Raw genomic sequence first — 15,780 nt, forward strand, 5'->3', positions numbered from 1 at the left:
ACGATACGGTGAACACCATGAAACTTTCGAAAATCGTGATCCTGCTGGCGTTCGCCAGTGTCGGTGCACCAGCCTTCGCCGACGATAACAGCTCAACCGCTGCAACCGCCAAGACCCCGGTTGAAACCTATACCTACGACACCCACCTCGACATCAAACGGGTCATCAGCGTGACCGACGTGGGCGACCAGTGCGGTCCGGTGCCGGCGCAAATGACGTATGAAGACTCCCAAGGTCAACAACACGTCCTGCAATATCAAGTCATGGGCACCGGGTGTTCAAACGGTTGAGTACCGCGCAGACGTTGGAGGGTCGACACTCCATACCGGCGGCACTGGCGATTATTTGTTTTTCGTTGAGCCCACGGTCTTTTCATCGGAGGCCAGCAAGACCGGAATGTAATCCTTGAGAAAATCCACCCAGGTCTTGATTTTCGCATCGACGAATTTGCGTGATGGGTAGATGGCAAACACATTCAGCTCCTCAAAATGATACTCAGGCAGCACACGCACCAACGTCCCCGCTCTCAAGCCGTCCACGGCAGACGCAATCGGTTGTATCCCGATGCCCATTCCGTTGCTGATCGCGACCGTCATTGCATCGGCGGTATTGACGTGAAACGGCGACAACGGTGTGTTCACCGTCTCCACACCTTCAGGCCCCTCAAATACCCAGTTTTGCGCCGGCATCACGGTGTTCACAATCCTCAGGCAATCATGTGCGGCCAGTGCACCTGGCGCGTCGGGAACGCCGCGTTTCTTCAGGTACGCGGGCGAGGCGCAGAGAATGCTGTAGGTAACGCCGAGCCGCTGGGCGACAAAGCCTGAATCGGGTAACTCCCGCGCCAACACAATCGACATGTCATAGCCTTCTTCCAGCAAGTCCGGCAGTCGATTGGTCAGGGTCAAATCAAACATGACCGAGGGGTGCGTCTCTCTATACCGAGCGATGGCGTTGATCACGTAGTGATTGCCAACCGCTGACATCGCATGAATCTTCAGCCGGCCCACGGGCCTGGTTTGAGCCGTCCCCGCTTCTTCATCGGCTTCACGCATCTCTTCAATAATCTTCTCGCACCGTTGCAAATAGCGCAGACCCGCTTCGGTCAGCGCCAGACGTCGGGTCGTTCGGTTGATCAGGCGTGTTTGCAGCCGGACCTCCAGGCTGGAAACTGCTTTGGAAATGTTGGTGGTCGAGGTGTCCAGCATCACCGCTGCGGCCGTGAAGCTGCCGCTCTGGGCGACCGCTATGAAACAACGCATGGTTTGGAAAACGTCCATCCTTTTCGCCTCGGCGCAAAAATGTACCTGTAAAAAAAAAGCGGCGGCCTGACATCAGGCCGCCGCTTTGGCAGGGGTTACTTTGAACGCGGGATAAAGCCGGGGATACCGGTTTCCACCACCGAGTTGAACCGCACCCGAGTCGTAATATCCTCCTTGATTTCAAGCATGGCCCGATGCGGCAGCGTGGCAATATCAAAGTTTTCCTGAATATGGCTCAGTGTTGCAGAGGTGGTCAGAAACGCCACACCGCGCTGCACCGACCAGGCCAAAGCGACTTGAGCCGGGGTTTTCTGCACGCGTTTAGCGACGCCGGTAATCACCGGGTCTTCCAGTACGGCAGGCTCCATGCCATGGCCAAGAGGTGCAAAGGCGAGGACGATGATCCCATGCTGTTTGCAGAACTCCAGCAGTTCCCATTCCGGCAGATAAGGGTGGGATTCCACCTGCACAACGGCGGGTTTTATCCGCGCCACTTCGACAATTGCCTGCAACGCCTCCAAGGTGATATCCGACAAGCCGATGGACTTGCAGCGCCCTTCATCCACCAGGCGTTCAAGCGCCCGCCACGTCTCGATCAAGGTCACGCCCGAGTCGTAAATCATGTGGCCGAATGGGTCTCTTGGCTCCTGATCATCGCCGGGTTGAAAGGCAAACGGCGTATGGATCAGGTAGCAATCAATGTAATCCACCTGAAGCCGTCGGCAACTGGCTTCAAACGCCGGTAAAACCCGCTCAGGACGATGGTTGGTGTTCCACAGTTTGGTGGTGATGAACAAGTCCTCGCGCCGGGCCTTGCCCGTGTCGAGGAAGGCCTTGAACGCCACGCCCACCGCCTCTTCGTTCCGATAACGCTCGGCACAATCGAAATGGCGAAAACCTGTTTCCAGCGCCTGTGTGACCGCTTGGGTCGTGACGCTGAGGTCGCGGAACAAGGTGCCAAAGCCAACGGCCGGCATCTCGGCCGAGCCGTTGTTCAGCGCAAATTGGGTCTCGCGAAGTTCATCGTGAAAGACTTCGTAGGTCATGTCTTTACTCCACTCTCTGAGGCCGCAGCCTTTAATGATATGAACGTTTCGGTGCTTCGCGACTGGCCACTCGTTGCTCGAAAACACCAACGGAATTGCCGCCGAGGGCGACAAACAGTTGAACGGTGTCGAGGTACTGCGCGGTCTTCACTCTGATCTGCCCCAACAACGCCTGCTCATAGGCGCGCTCTGCTTCAAGCACCTGAAGAATGCTGTTCTCCCCTTGCGCGTACGCTTGCTGGTTCAAGCGAAAGCTAGTTTCGGCGGCACGTAATGCGTCTTCCTGGGCGAGGTTTTCTTCGGCGTCATGGTTGATGGCTTGCAGCGTGTCGGCGACCTGACCGAACGATGTGATGACGGTCTGCTGGTAGTCAGCGAGCGACGCGTTGTAGCCGTCGACCGCCGCCTGGCGTTCAGCCTTGAGGGTTCCGCCGTTGAAAATCGCCCCCGCCACCCCGGCGGCGAAGCCCCAGAGCGCAGCGCCGCCGTTGCCTGTCGCCGACTGTGCGAGAAACGCGGAAAGCTCCACATGCGGATAGAGGTTGGCGGTCGCGACACCGACGGCGGCGCTGGCCATGTGCAGTTGTGCTTCTGCTTGCAGCACGTCCGGCCGGGTGTGGGCCATTTCCGAGGGCAGACTGACGGGGACATTGGCCGGCAAGGCAAATTCACTCAGGTCGAAGTCCGGCGCGATCCAGTCAGCCGGGCCTTTGCCCGTCAGGATCGACAGCGCATGCCGTGCCGAATCACGCTGCTGAGCCAGCGGCGGTAACAACGTGCGGTCCTGCGCGAGCCGGGTTTCGGCCAGCGACACGTCGATCTGCGTGGTGCTGCCATTGAGGTGTGCCATGCGCACCAGTTCGAGGTTCTTGGTGTCATTGGCCAGCAGTTTTTCCACGGCTTGCATCTGTGCGTTCGCCGAGGCCATCAACAACGCCTGGCTGGCGACATTCCCCGTCAGGGTCAGGTACGCCGCTTCGTAGCGATGTTTCTGAAACGCCGTCAGCGCTTCCTGTTGTTCGACCTGGCGCTTGTTACCGCCGAACACGTCCAGGTCGAAGCCGACACGCGGACCGATGGCATAGAAGTTGGAAACGACGGGGGCACGACTGTTGTGCGTACGCACGCGGCCGGCCTGAGCGGCAAAATCGACCTGCGGATACAGCGCCCCCTGCGCCGCCGCCACGGAGGACGCCGCTTGCCGGATCGTGGCATCGGCAGCGACGAGCTCCAGATTGCCGTCGAGGGCACGGCGCACAACGTTGTCGAGCTTGGGCGAACGAAACGCAGTCCACCAATCGCCATTGACCTTTTTGCCGAGGTCGATGCGCTGGCCAAGACGCTGCTCGGCCTGTTGATCGTAATGCTGCGACGGGCTGGGTGGCGGCATTTGGTAATCGGGGCCGACCGTACAGGCGGTCAAGAACACCAGCACCGACACCGCGCCGAACGTGGTGTTGAACAGCGGTCTGTTGAGGAAGCGCGCATTGGATTTCATCAGGCAAACTCCACGAAAACTAGTTGGTCGCAACGGGCTTGCGAAGAAAGATCACCAGTGGGCTGACCACCAGCATCGCGAACATCAAAATCTTGAATTGGCCGACCACGCCGATAAACGCCGCCTGGCCGGTGATCATTTCGTTGAGCCCCGCCATGGCTTGCAAGGACGTCGCCGCCGAATGGGCCGCCGCGCTATACGGTGTCAAGTTGCTGGCCAGCGCCATGTGCATCGCGTGGGTGTTGTTGAAGAAATACAACTGCACGATCGCCACACCGAGGGTGCTGCCGTACACACGCGACAGGTTGAAAAGACCGGTGCCTTCCGGGCGCAGCGCCGGGTCGAGGGTGCTGAAGGCGACCTTGGTCAGCGACGGCATCAACATGCCGATGCCGACGCCCTGAATCGCACCCGCCAGCGCCACCGGCCACCAGTCCATCAGCGGCGAATAGCCGAGCATCAACCAGTTGGCATACACCACGATGGCCACGCCCGCCGCCACGAACAGCCGACGGTCGAAACGCTCCGGAACACGGCCCATCAACAGAAACGCACCGACCAGTCCTATACCGCGCGGTATGGTCAGCGAACCGGTGGTGTCAGGCGGGTAGCCGAGGATTTCATCGAGCATCGGCGACGTCAGCGCCATGGTCGACAGCAACACGAAACCCACGGCAAAAAAGATCACCGTCGACAGCACGAAGTTGCGGTCGTTGAACAAACGCTTGTTGAGGAAATGCACCTTCGCGGTCAGCACATGCACCAGGAACAGGTAGAGCCCAAGTGCACAGCCGATCGCTTCCAGCCAGATCTCGGTCGAGGAAAACCAGTCCAGACGTTCACCACGGTCGAGCAACATTTGCAGGCTGATCAGCCCCAGGGTGAAAGTGCCGAAACCAAAGAAGTCGAACGCTGGACGTTTCTCGGCCTTCTTCTCGGCCAGCAGCTGTGCGATCACCAGGAAGATGTACGCCGACAGCGGCAGGCTGATGTAGAAAATCGGGCGCCATCCGAAATGTTCAGCGACCCAGCCGCCAATGCTCGGGCCGCTGACGATGCCGACGAGCACAATGGCTGTCCACGTTGCACCGAACTTCGCGCGCTTCTCCAGTGGCAACGTTTCCAGGGCAATCGCCATCGACAGCGGCGCCAGCACGCCACTCGCCAGGCCCTGGATAATGCGCGCACCGATGAACTCCAGTGGCGTCGATGCCAAAGTGGCGAGCACCAAGCCCAGGACGAAGACGGCTAAAGCGGTTTGATACACCCGCTTCAGGCCGTAACGCCCGGCCAGCCATTGCGCAATCGGCATCGTGATCGCACTGGCCGCAAGGTACGAAGTGAAAATCCATCCAGCCTGGTCGTCAGTCATCGACATGCTGCCCTGAATAAATCTGAGCACGGCATTGGGCAACGGCAGGTTCGCGGACTGCATATAGGTGGCGAGCAACGCGGCGAACCTTAGTGAGCCCGCAGCTCCGGCAGGGTTGGTGTTCATCAGGAGGCTCCTGCGGTCAACAGCGCCTTGAGCGGATGCCACCATGGCGTGCGGTGCCCGGTATCGACCTTGACCGTGGCGCTAATCCCCGAGTAGAGCGGCATCTGCGGGTCGAGCTCGTCGAGTTCGAGCCGCACCGGCACCCGCTGCACCACTTTGACCCAGTTGCCGGTGGCGTTTTCGGGCGGCAGCAAGGCAAAGTCCGACCCGGCGCCGGGGCTCATGCTGACCACGTGGGCCTTGAACTCGTGATCCGGGTAGGTATCGAGATGAATGGTCGCAGCCTGACCCGGGCGCATATGGGTTACGTCCGTTTCGCGGAAGTTGGCTTCCACCCACACCTCGCGATCGGACAGCAGCGCAAAGGCCGGTGCGCCGTTGTTCACATAGTTGCCCACCTGCAAATCATCGACCTTGGCGACGATGCCATCGTCCGGCGCATATACCGTGGCGTACGAGAGGTAGAGCTGCGTTTCATCAAGCTGCGCCTTGGCCTCGCGAACGGCCGGGTGGCTGTCGACGTCGATGTTCGGATTGCCGTTCAAGGCAACCACCGTGCTGGCGATCTGTTGTTCGATGGAGGCTATGCGTTGCCGCGACACTTTGAGGTCGGTGTCGGCGCGCTCATAAATCGACTTCGACACGAACTCGGAAGCGACCAGCGCCTTCTTGCGGCCAAATTCCTTTTGATCGAAATCAGCCGACTCTTTAGCCGATTGCAGTTCAGCCTGTTGCTGCCGGTAGCTGGCCTTGAGCCCATCGATACGCAGCCGCGCGACGCTCAGTTGGGCTTGTGCGCGGTCAACAGCGATCTGCAACGGTTTGGGATCGATGCGGAACAACACCTGGCCCTTGCGAACCGACTGGTTGTCCTCGACTGCGATTTCGATGACCTGGCCCGACGTGCGCGCATTGATCGATGCCTTCGCCACTCGGGCGTAGGCGTTATCGGTCGAAATATAGGGCTCACGGGCCACATAGTGTGCGTACCCAACCGCCGCAAAGAGCGCCGGTACACCCACCATCAGCAATGGCCGCACGGTCTCTTTAAGGGTTTTTTTGCTGGGCGTGCCGGTCGGGTTCGGCCCTGGGTGTTCAAAGGTTTGTGAAGCTGGAATATCGAACTGTTTAGTCATGATCGAAAACACCTTTAACCGGGAAGTCAGGGGCTAATACCCATAAAAAACAGCCATACCGTGCGCAGTCAGAAGGATCGCTCCGCCGCACCCTGTTTCGTCGCCGCTATACCCAGTTCGAGCTCTGCTTCAACAAACCTGAAATTCAGGAACTTCTGGTTCCTTAATTTTGTGCGATGGTGTAAGAATATGCCTCGACCCACCTTCGCACAAGGATTTTGTACGTCATGGCACAAAAAAAGATTACCGAAGCAAAAGGCCGCGGACGCCCCCGCGCCTATAACCCACAGACCGCGTTGCAACAAGCATTGGGGGTGTTTTGGAGTACCGGCTATTCCGCCGCGTCGCTGGACAGCATCGCCACGGCAGCGGGCATGAATCGCCCGAGCCTCTATGCCGCGTTCGGTGACAAACACGCGCTCTATATCAAGGCGCTTGAGCAGTATTGGGAATTCGCCGCTGCCGACATGCATGAGGCGCTGACCGACAGCCAACTGACGTTGCGCGAGGCGTTGATGCGTTTCTATGAGGGGCAGTTATCGATTTATTTCTCCGGGGACGGTCAGCCCCGTGGCTGCTTTGCGATCGGCACGGCAACCACTGAAGCCGTCGAGGATGTGGAAATCCGTGAGGTGCTGTCGGACCGCCTGAGTCGGCTCGACGCCGATCTTGAAGCGCGTCTGCGAAGGGCCATTACTGCTGGCGAACTCAAAGACAACGTCGACCCGGCCGCCCTCGCCGTGCTCGCCTCCTCCCTGCTGCACAGCATTTCGATCCGGGCACGGGCAGGCAAATCCCGCGCGGAGCTGACCGAACTGGCGCGCAACGCGGTCAACGTGATCTGCGGTTGAGAGGCTTTATGGCGGGTGAAGGACTTGAAGACATACTGGCCGATCAACTCGACGTGATTTTTTGCGGGATCAATCCAGGCATGACAGCTGCCGCCCAAGGGCATCACTTTGCGGGCCGGGGCAATCGCTTCTGGCGCACGCTCCACCTTGCCGGGTTTACGCCCGAGGAGGTGCGCCCGGAAAACGATCGGACGATCTTGCAGTACCGCTGCGGATTGACCGCCGTGGTCGACCGGCCCACGGCGCGCGCCGATCAGCTGTCGTTGCACGAATTCATCGCCGCCGCTGCGGATTTTGAACAGAAGATCCTGCGCCATGCACCCCGCGTCGTAGCGTTTCTCGGCAAAGCCGCATACAGCGCGTTAACCGGCCAGCGGGACATTGCCTGGGGCCTTCAACCCAAGACCTTCGGCGACGCCAAGGTCTGGATCTTGCCCAACCCGAGCGGGCGAAATCTGGCGTTTTCGCTGGATCAACTGGTGGGCGCGTATCGCCAACTCATCAAAACTTGCACAAATCGACAGTAGGCTAAGCTAAGGATCAGCTTATTGCGCACGATGCTCGCTCTGGCAGGGTTTGGGTTTTTCTGAAGAGCGTCTGCAACAGCTATTTCAGACAGGCCCACACTATTCACGCAGGACTGACGTGATGACCGAGCCCCTCCTCAGCTTTGACGAACTGAAGCGTGCCGCCGTTGCCGGCGAAATCGATACCGTACTGGTCTGCATGGTCGACATGCAGGGACGCCTGGTCGGCAAGCGATTCCAGGTCGAGTTTTTTATCGACAGCGGCCATGAAGAAACCCACTGCTGCAACTACCTGCTGGCCGACGACATCGACATGGAACCCGTGCCGGGTTACGCCGCCGCCAGCTGGAGCAAAGGCTATGGCGACTTTGTGCTCAAGCCCGACATGTCCACCCTGCGCCGGGTGCCATGGCTGGAGTGCACGGCGCTGGTGCTCTGCGATGTGCTCGATCACCACCATCGCCGCGACTTGCCGCACAGCCCGCGGGCGATCCTGAAGAAGCAAATCGAACGCCTGCGCGAGCGTGGATATACCGGCATGTTCGCCTCGGAACTGGAGTTCTATCTGTTCGACGAGAGCTACGAGGCCATCCACAAGCGCAACTACCACAAACCAAAAACCGCCGGCCATTACATCGAAGATTACAACATCCTGCAGACCACCCGCGAAGAGCCGGTGCTGCGGGCGATTCGCAAGCACCTGCAGGCCAGCGGCATTCCCGTGGAAAACTCCAAGGGTGAATGGGGGCCGGGCCAGGAAGAGATCAACATCCGCTACGCCGACGCCCTGACCATGGCCGACCACCACGTCATCATCAAGCACGCCTGCAAAGAAATCGCGCAACTGCAAGGCAAGGCGATCACCTTCATGGCCAAGTGGCGCTATGACGCCGCCGGTTCCAGTAGCCACATCCATAATTCGCTGTGGGACAAGAACGGAAAAAAGCCGTTGTTCTTCGACGCCAAGGCTGAATTCGGCATGTCGACACTGATGCGCTCCTGGGTCGCCGGGCAGCTCAAGTATGCCAACGACATCACCTGTTTTCTCGCGCCCTACATCAACTCGTACAAACGCTTTCAGGCCGGTACGTTTGCGCCGACGCGAGCGGTGTGGAGCCGGGACAACCGCACTGCCGGCTTTCGTTTGTGCGCAGAAAGCAGCAAATCCATCCGCATCGAATGCCGCATCGGCGGCGCCGACCTCAACCCGTATCTGGCCTTTGCGGCCCTGATCGCGGCGGGCCTGGCCGGAATTGACGAGAAGCTCGCCCTCGCACCGCCCTTTGAAGGCGACGCCTACCTCGACGAACACTTGCCGGAAGTCTCCAAGACCTTGCGCGAAGCCTGCGCCGCACTCCAGACCTCCACGATGTTGCGCGAAGCGTTCGGGGACGAGGTGATCGACCACTACGTGCACACCGCCGAATGGGAGCAGAAAGAGTACGACCGGCGGATCACCGATTGGGAACTGCAGCGCGGCTTTGAACGTTATTGAGGTCATCATGACGGCAACCATTAAACTCATTTCCCCGGTCGATGGCCGGGTCTACGCCGAACGTTGCTATGCCGACACTGCACACATCGACCAATCGCTGGTTGCAGCCGCCACCGCCCAGGCGCAATGGAAACGCCGGCCCCTGAGCGAACGCGCCGCTTTTTGCAGTGCGGTGGTGGACGCGATGCTGGCGATGAAAACTGACATCGTGCGGGAACTGGCCTGGCAGATGGGCCGCCCGGTACGGTTTGGCGCGGGTGAACTGCGCGGTTTTGAAGAGCGTGCGCGGCACATGATTGCCATTGCGCCTGAGGCCCTGGCCGCAATAGAACCCACCCCTGTTTCAGGTTTTCGACGGTTTGTTCAACGTGATCCACTGGGTACGGTGCTGGTCATTGCGCCCTGGAATTACCCGTACCTGACAGCCGTGAACACGATCATTCCGGCGCTGATGGCCGGCAACAGCGTCATCCTCAAACACGCGTCGCAAACGCTGCTGGTCGGTGAACGGTTCGCCGAGGCCATGGCCTATGCCAACTTGCCGGCCGGTCTGTTCCAAAACCTGCTGCTCGATCACAACCAGACCGCCGCGATCATTGGCTCCGGACGTGTGCAACAAGTGAATTTCACCGGTTCCGTCGGCGCTGGCGAGGCCATGGAAACCGCCGCCACCGGGCGCTTCCTTGGCGTAGGCCTGGAACTCGGCGGAAAAGACCCGGCCTACGTGCGCGCAGATGCCAATCTCGACCACGCGGTAGAAAACCTCGTGGACGGCAGCTTCTTCAACTCCGGGCAAAGTTGCTGCGCCATCGAGCGCATTTACGTCGACAAAAAAATCTATCCAGCCTTCATCGAACGTTTCGCTGCCCTGACCCGCCAATACGTGCTCGGCAACCCACTGGACGAAGCCACCACACTCGGCCCCATGGTCACCCCGGCCGCTGCTGATTTCGTACGCGGTCAAATCGCCGAAGCACTGGCCCAAGGTGCCAAGGCACTGATTGAACCCCAGGCATTTCCCGCTGACGTGCCGGGCAGCGCCTACCTCGCGCCGCAAGTCCTGGTCGACGTCACCCATCAAATGTCGGTCATGCGCGATGAAAGCTTCGGTCCGGTGGTCGGCATCATGCCGGTGGACGGTGACGAAGAAGCCATCGCCTTGATGAATGACAGCGAGTTCGGGCTCAGTGCCTCCATCTGGACCCAAGACCTTGCCGCCGCTGAACGCCTGGGCAATGAGATCGACACCGGCACCGTATTCATGAACCGCTGCGACTACCTCGACCCGGCCCTGGCCTGGACCGGGGTGAAAAACAGCGGGCGCGGCGTCACCCTGTCGCGCCTCGGTTATGAACACCTGACCCGCGCCAAATCCTTCCATTTGCGCCACGAGATCTGAGCCATGAGCCTGACCGCGAACTGGAATTACCCCACGAGCATCCACTTTGGTGTCGGCCGCATCGCCGAACTCGCCGACATTTGCCGAAGCCAGGGCATACAGCGCCCGCTGCTGGTCACCGACAGTGGCCTGGCGCGTGCGCCGATGACCATCGCCACCCTGGAAGCACTGCGCGCCGCAGGTCTTGGCGTTGCACTGTTTTGCGACCTCAAGCCCAACCCGGTCGAAGCCAACCTCGCCGGCGGACTTGATGCCTGGCGCGCCGGCAACCACGATGGCGTGATCGCCTTCGGTGGCGGCAGCGGCCTGGACATGGGCAAACTCATCGCCTTTATGAGCGGTCAGACGCGCCCGGTGTGGGATTTCGAAGACATCGGCGACTACTGGACCCGCGCCGACGAAAGCCGCATCGCCCCGGTGATTGCGGTGCCGACCACGGCGGGCACGGGGTCGGAAGTGGGCCGTGCAGCAGTGATCATCGATGAGGCTACCCACACCAAACGCATCATCTTCCACCCGAAAATGATGCCGCGCGTGGTCATCAGCGACCCGGCCCTGAGCGTCGGCATGCCGGCCAAAGTCACCGCCGGCACCGGCATGGACGCCTTGGCCCATTGCCTGGAAGCCTACTGCGCCCCCGGTTTTCATCCGTTGGCCGACGGCATCGCCGTCGAAGGCATGCGCCTGGTGGCCAACGCACTGGTGCGCGCCGTGCACACGCCGTCCGACCTTGACGCGCGCGCGCACATGCTCGCGGCGGCGGCGATGGGCGCCACTGCGTTCCAGAAAGGACTGGGCGGGATGCATGCCCTTTCGCATCCGGTGGGCGCGCTGTACGACACCCATCACGGCATGACCAATGCGACCTTCATGCCCTACGTCCTGAAATTCAATCGCCCGGCCATCGAAGAACGCATCACGCGCCTGGCTGCGTATTTGCGCCTGCCCTCCCCCGGCTTCGACAGTTTCCTGGCCTTCATCCTCAAACTGCGCAAAGACATCGGCGTGCCGCACACGCTGTTCGAGTTGGGTGTGGATGACCGACAGGCCGACCTGATCGCGGACATGGCCGTGGTCGACCCTTCTGCCGGCGGCAACCCGTTGCCATTGACGAAGGCCGGTGCGGCAGAGATTTTCGACGCGGCGTTTCACGGCCGCTTGTAGAGCAGTTGACTGCCTGTGCTCACACAAGAATGCCACGCACGGGCAGGTTGTACCGGTTGGAGACAGGAGCAGTACGACAAGGGGTTGAAGGCCAGCCCGTCCGGTATTCCGGATGGATGCGTATCAAAACCTGATGGGGCACACAACATGAATCCAGCAAGCCAGCCCGGCACTGACGCGCCGCATGACGATGACGTCAAAGTGCTGCACAGCATGGGCTACGCCCAGCAGCTGTCGCGACGAATGGGCGTTTTCTCCAACTTTGCGATTTCCTTTTCAATCATCTGCATCCTCTCCGGGGGCATCAACTCCCTCGCCCAGGGCACCTCCGGCGGGGGCGGCGCCTCCATCGGCATCGGTTGGCCGATTGGCTGCCTGATCTCCGGGGTGTTCGCCATGGCCATGGCGCAGATTTCTTCGGCCTATCCCACCGCTGGCGGTCTGTATCACTGGGGCTCGATTCTCGGTAACCGCTTCACCGGCTGGCTGACCGCGTGGTTCAACCTGCTGGGGTTGGTCACCGTGCTGGGGGCGATCAACGTCGGTACTTACTACTTCTTTTTCGGTGCCTTCGGACCGGCGCTGGGCATGGAAGACACAACCACCGTCAGAGTGATTTTCCTCGCGGTGCTGACCGGTCTTCAGGCCTTGTGTAACCACTTGGGGATCGGCCTGACCGCCAAGCTCACCGACTTCTCCGGCTACCTGATTTTCGCCACGGCGCTGGCGCTGACCATCGTCTGCCTGATCTCGGCACCGAGTTATGAATTCGCGCGGCTGTGGACCTTCAGCAACTACTCTGGCGAGGCGGGTGGCAGCGTTTGGCCACAGGTGTCGAACGGCTGGGTGTTCATGCTCGGCCTGCTGCTGCCGATCTACACCATCACCGGCTACGATGCCTCCGCGCACACCTCCGAGGAGACGCGCAACGCGGCCATTTCCGTGCCACGCGGCATGGTCATGTCGGTGGTCTGGTCGTTGCTGTTCGGCTGGGTGATGTTGTGCTCGTTCGTGCTGATGCTGCCGAACATGGATGAAGCGGCCAAGCAAGGCTGGAACGTGTTCTTCTGGGCCATGAACACCCAGGTAAGCCCGACGCTTAAAGTTGCGCTGTATGTGGCGATTTTCATCTCGCAGATCCTCTGCGGGCTGGCGACCGTGACTTCGGTTTCACGGATGATCTTCGCCTTCTCACGTGACGGCGGCCTACCTTTCTCCAAAGCGCTGGCCTCGGTCTCGCCGACCTTTCGCAGCCCGGTGGCGGCGATCTGGACCGGTGCCACCCTCGCCGTTCTGTTCGACTGGGGCTCGTCAGTGATCTCGGTCGGGGCCACGCCGGTCTATACGATCGTCGTCTCCTGCACGGTGATCTTCCTCTTCTTCTCCTTCATCATCCCCATCGTGCTGGGCCTGTTTACCTACGGGACCGCGAAGTGGCCGACCATGGGGCCGTGGAACATGGGGCGCTTCTGGTACACCGTGTTTGCCCTCCTCTCGGTCCTCTCGATGGTGATCATCTTCATCATCGGCATTCAGCCGCCGAACGATTGGGCGCTGTACATCACCATCGGCTTCCTGGTGCTGACAGCGATTGTCTGGTTCGGCTTTGAAACTCGTCGCTTCCAGGGGCCACCGGTGGGCGACGTGATTGTCCAGCGCCAGACGCAAATCGCAGCGTCTGAGGCGGCTTTAAATAAACGCGCTTGAGCTGTTCGTCATAACAAAAAAAACGGGACGCCAAGCGTCCCGTTTTTATGAAAACAGATAGATAGATCGAGCGATAAATAACCTGTGGCGAGGGAGCTTACTCCCTCGCCACAGGACAGCAGTTACACAGATGGCTCAACTTTATCCAGCACCCGGTTCGCCGTGATCTCCGCCACCATGATGCTGTTTGAAATGCCCAGCAAGGCATAACGCGACTCACCCTCCAGATGATCCACCAACTGATGGACCATCACATCGACCGAGGCCAGCGTCTCGACCAAAAACACGGCCAGAGTTTCAGCAGTGGCTTCTGGGTCTACGGAGAACAGAGTACTGCGCGTTCGCTTGGTGGCTTTGATGTCGGCGTTCGACGGGAAGTGGAAGTTGAGGGCGCGTTCGGCGGCCTCGCTGAGTTTTTTTGAATCGGGTTCGTACGGGGACACTGGATCGGTGTCTGGTGGGTTGGGTGTTACTTTAAACATTGGCTCAAACCTCATATGAGTGAGGCTGCAACCAGCTCGCGACTAAACGAGAGGGAGGCAGCTGTGCACAGGTTAGTCGACCGATGAGCCAAGAAATCGGCGCGCCGAAGCGCCCTGCGCACAACCGCCATCAAGTGCAGGCATGGGATACCTGGCTGATAGAGACATTGTGCGTCTTGACATCAACGGGCGACTAAACCCGATCACTGATGGGCAGTGACGGGAATCAAGTTACCGAGCAGCACCAAGGCGCACAAGCCGGCGGATTCTGGCGTAGCCGTAGGTAACGGCGCAAGGATTTGTAGCTTTCAGGACGTTACCTTGATGGCGTTTAAACACGACACTCAAGAGTTGTTGAATAAGCTGACACGGACTTCCTACAGGTAGTGAAAGCTGAGAAAGCATCCAGGAAGCCACTGCCATATTTATAAGGGTGACCGTCGCGAGTGCGTTGGCAACGTGGTCTATTGAGTCAGTCAGCTGTCGGCCGATTCTGTTAAAAAAGTCGGTTCGCCCAATGGCCTGAATATTGGCGGGTGAAAACGCCATTTTTACACGCTGCTACGTGAAATCTCAGCCCGGAAGCCTCTGCCAAAAGTAAAGATTTCAATCTCAGGCGAGTATTTTTCTGCCGTGGAAACCATGACCGACTTTTTCAACAGAATGAAGATGATTCATCGTTCATCGTAAAATCCCGCTCCTTTGTACATTGTGGTCCCAGGCGCTTTGCAAGCAACGGCACGAATGGTGTTGAGCACCAACGTGGCTGCCGGGGACAATGTTCGTCCGCTCAAATGCACGATGCCAATTTCAGTAAATAGCGCTTCGGTCTCGGAAAAAGGCAAGGGAACCAGGTCTCCCGTCGACAGCTCTCGCTGCACTGCGGCGTCTGTTGCACCCAGAATCAGATCGTCGTTAATCGCGAGGTCTTTCAGCACAGAGAGGTTGTCGCATTTCAGCACCACCGGCAGTGACTGATCGGGCGCCAATTCAAGTAGGCGTCTAAGTTGAACCAGCGCCCCATTGGGGAACGAACTCAAGGCGAAGCCATAGGACAAACAATCTTTCAGCATGCGCGACGGATTACCTATCAGTGGATGACCAGGGCGGCAGAAGAATGCTCCACGTTGACGACAAAGTGGTGTGATGGCGAGATCAGGTTCATGTGAGATTTCCTGCGTGTCGGCAACAAAAAACTCGATCTCCTCGGCTCGCAGATGGAGTAGCAGGTAGCGCCAGTTGTTTGTGTCCACGGTGAAGCAAATGCCGGGATTCTGCCGCCTTACCTCCAAGAGCACCTGCCGCACCAGCCCATAGGTCGGTGAAGGTCCGACCCCGAACGCGACGTGCCCTACATCGGCGTCACGTATTTGTGCCATGTCCAACTCAAACGTGCGCATCTGGTAAGCGATACGCTTGGCGTGTTCCAGAAATACTTCACCTACTTTGGTTACTGAAACCGCTCGGTTGTCGCGGTCGAATAAGGACAGCCCCAGCTCTTCTTCCAATGCCTGAATGCCCCGACTGAGTGCGGGCTGGCTAAGATGCAGCTTTTCGGCTGCACGGGCAAAGTTCAGTTCCTGCGCCAGCGCGAGGGCATAGCGGATACGCTTCAAGTCCATCTAGCACCTCATCATGCTCATGCGTTATTGCTTCAATGCTTACAATGCATTGGACGCATCACTCTAGCAAAAATTACAGTTCGACCGTACCCA

14 protein-coding genes are annotated in these 15,780 nt (G+C 59.3%); 7 read left to right on the forward strand and 7 right to left on the reverse strand.

Annotated elements, in window-relative coordinates; translation table 11 throughout:
- The first annotated feature begins 17 nt into the window (after nt 1-17).
- Nucleotides 18-290 (forward strand): DUF2790 domain-containing protein, encoded by a 273-nt coding sequence (locus ACA048_RS18050; protein ID WP_497625643.1) that lies wholly within the window; start codon nt 18-20, stop codon nt 288-290.
- Nucleotides 291-341: 51 nt separating this feature from the next.
- Here ACA048_RS18050 and ACA048_RS18055 read toward each other — a convergent pair whose 3' ends face one another.
- From ACA048_RS18055 to ACA048_RS18075, 5 genes are all read right to left on the reverse strand, one after another.
- Nucleotides 342-1,280 carry a LysR family transcriptional regulator gene (locus tag ACA048_RS18055; RefSeq protein ID WP_497625644.1) on the reverse strand — a complete coding sequence of 313 codons (939 nt, stop codon included), beginning with the start codon at nt 1,278-1,280 and terminating at the stop codon, nt 342-344.
- Between the two features lie 77 nt (nt 1,281-1,357).
- Entirely contained in the window at nt 1,358-2,308 is a 951-nt protein-coding gene (locus ACA048_RS18060; protein ID WP_497625645.1) for an aldo/keto reductase, read from the reverse strand.
- Nucleotides 2,309-2,339: 31 nt separating this feature from the next.
- Nucleotides 2,340-3,806 (reverse strand): efflux transporter outer membrane subunit, encoded by a 1,467-nt coding sequence (locus tag ACA048_RS18065; protein WP_497625646.1) that lies wholly within the window; start codon nt 3,804-3,806, stop codon nt 2,340-2,342.
- Between the two features lie 19 nt (nt 3,807-3,825).
- Nucleotides 3,826-5,304, reverse strand: a complete 1,479-nt coding sequence (locus ACA048_RS18070; RefSeq protein WP_497625647.1) for a DHA2 family efflux MFS transporter permease subunit — start codon at nt 5,302-5,304, stop codon at nt 3,826-3,828.
- A complete protein-coding gene (locus tag ACA048_RS18075) occupies nt 5,304-6,440 on the reverse strand; it encodes an HlyD family secretion protein (RefSeq protein ID WP_497625648.1) in 1,137 nt (378 codons plus the stop codon). The genes ACA048_RS18070 and ACA048_RS18075 overlap by 1 nt, the downstream gene beginning before the upstream one ends.
- Nucleotides 6,441-6,667: 227 nt before the next feature.
- Between ACA048_RS18075 and ACA048_RS18080 the strand changes: the two genes are divergently transcribed.
- The 6 genes from ACA048_RS18080 (at nt 6,668) to ACA048_RS18105 (ending at nt 13,583) form a co-directional block, all read left to right on the forward strand.
- On the forward strand, nt 6,668-7,291 hold the full coding sequence (locus ACA048_RS18080) for a TetR/AcrR family transcriptional regulator (protein ID WP_497625649.1): 624 nt from the start codon (nt 6,668-6,670) through the stop codon (nt 7,289-7,291).
- A gap of 8 nt (nt 7,292-7,299) precedes the next feature.
- Complete coding sequence (mug, locus tag ACA048_RS18085; RefSeq protein ID WP_497625650.1) at nt 7,300-7,818, forward strand: G/U mismatch-specific DNA glycosylase; 519 nt, start codon at nt 7,300-7,302, stop codon at nt 7,816-7,818.
- A 121-nt stretch (nt 7,819-7,939) separates the two neighbouring features.
- Nucleotides 7,940-9,313: a glutamine synthetase family protein gene (locus tag ACA048_RS18090; protein WP_497625651.1), complete on the forward strand. Its 1,374-nt coding sequence runs from the start codon at nt 7,940-7,942 to the stop codon at nt 9,311-9,313.
- 7 nt (nt 9,314-9,320) lie between these two features.
- Nucleotides 9,321-10,712, forward strand: a complete 1,392-nt coding sequence (locus tag ACA048_RS18095) for an aldehyde dehydrogenase family protein (RefSeq protein WP_497625652.1) — start codon at nt 9,321-9,323, stop codon at nt 10,710-10,712.
- Between the two features lie 3 nt (nt 10,713-10,715).
- Nucleotides 10,716-11,876: an iron-containing alcohol dehydrogenase gene (locus tag ACA048_RS18100; protein ID WP_497625653.1), complete on the forward strand. Its 1,161-nt coding sequence runs from the start codon at nt 10,716-10,718 to the stop codon at nt 11,874-11,876.
- Between the two features lie 147 nt (nt 11,877-12,023).
- On the forward strand, nt 12,024-13,583 hold the full coding sequence (locus ACA048_RS18105; RefSeq protein WP_497625654.1) for an amino acid permease: 1,560 nt from the start codon (nt 12,024-12,026) through the stop codon (nt 13,581-13,583).
- A gap of 122 nt (nt 13,584-13,705) precedes the next feature.
- Here ACA048_RS18105 and ACA048_RS18110 read toward each other — a convergent pair whose 3' ends face one another.
- Entirely contained in the window at nt 13,706-14,065 is a 360-nt protein-coding gene (locus ACA048_RS18110) for a DUF6124 family protein (protein WP_497625655.1), read from the reverse strand.
- Between the two features lie 674 nt (nt 14,066-14,739).
- A complete protein-coding gene (locus tag ACA048_RS18115) occupies nt 14,740-15,687 on the reverse strand; it encodes a LysR family transcriptional regulator (RefSeq protein ID WP_497625656.1) in 948 nt (315 codons plus the stop codon).
- Between the last annotated feature and the right edge of the window lie 93 nt (nt 15,688-15,780).

It is taken from the genome of Pseudomonas sp. LBUM1659, from assembly GCF_059716045.1.

Excerpts from the sequence above, each read along its gene's own strand:
- ACA048_RS18050 (WP_497625643.1), top strand. The coding sequence starts at position 18 with ATGAAACTTTCGAAAATCGTGATCCTGCTGGCGTTCGCCAGTGTCGGT.
- ACA048_RS18055 (WP_497625644.1), bottom strand. The coding sequence starts at position 1,280 with ATGGACGTTTTCCAAACCATGCGTTGTTTCATAGCGGTCGCCCAGAGC.
- ACA048_RS18060 (WP_497625645.1), bottom strand. The coding sequence starts at position 2,308 with ATGACCTACGAAGTCTTTCACGATGAACTTCGCGAGACCCAATTTGCG.
- ACA048_RS18065 (WP_497625646.1), bottom strand. The coding sequence starts at position 3,806 with ATGAAATCCAATGCGCGCTTCCTCAACAGACCGCTGTTCAACACCACG.
- ACA048_RS18070 (WP_497625647.1), bottom strand. The coding sequence starts at position 5,304 with ATGAACACCAACCCTGCCGGAGCTGCGGGCTCACTAAGGTTCGCCGCG.
- ACA048_RS18075 (WP_497625648.1), bottom strand. The coding sequence starts at position 6,440 with ATGACTAAACAGTTCGATATTCCAGCTTCACAAACCTTTGAACACCCA.
- ACA048_RS18080 (WP_497625649.1), top strand. The coding sequence starts at position 6,668 with ATGGCACAAAAAAAGATTACCGAAGCAAAAGGCCGCGGACGCCCCCGC.
- mug (WP_497625650.1), top strand. The coding sequence starts at position 7,300 with ATGGCGGGTGAAGGACTTGAAGACATACTGGCCGATCAACTCGACGTG.
- ACA048_RS18090 (WP_497625651.1), top strand. The coding sequence starts at position 7,940 with ATGACCGAGCCCCTCCTCAGCTTTGACGAACTGAAGCGTGCCGCCGTT.
- ACA048_RS18095 (WP_497625652.1), top strand. The coding sequence starts at position 9,321 with ATGACGGCAACCATTAAACTCATTTCCCCGGTCGATGGCCGGGTCTAC.
- ACA048_RS18100 (WP_497625653.1), top strand. The coding sequence starts at position 10,716 with ATGAGCCTGACCGCGAACTGGAATTACCCCACGAGCATCCACTTTGGT.
- ACA048_RS18105 (WP_497625654.1), top strand. The coding sequence starts at position 12,024 with ATGAATCCAGCAAGCCAGCCCGGCACTGACGCGCCGCATGACGATGAC.
- ACA048_RS18110 (WP_497625655.1), bottom strand. The coding sequence starts at position 14,065 with ATGTTTAAAGTAACACCCAACCCACCAGACACCGATCCAGTGTCCCCG.
- ACA048_RS18115 (WP_497625656.1), bottom strand. The coding sequence starts at position 15,687 with ATGGACTTGAAGCGTATCCGCTATGCCCTCGCGCTGGCGCAGGAACTG.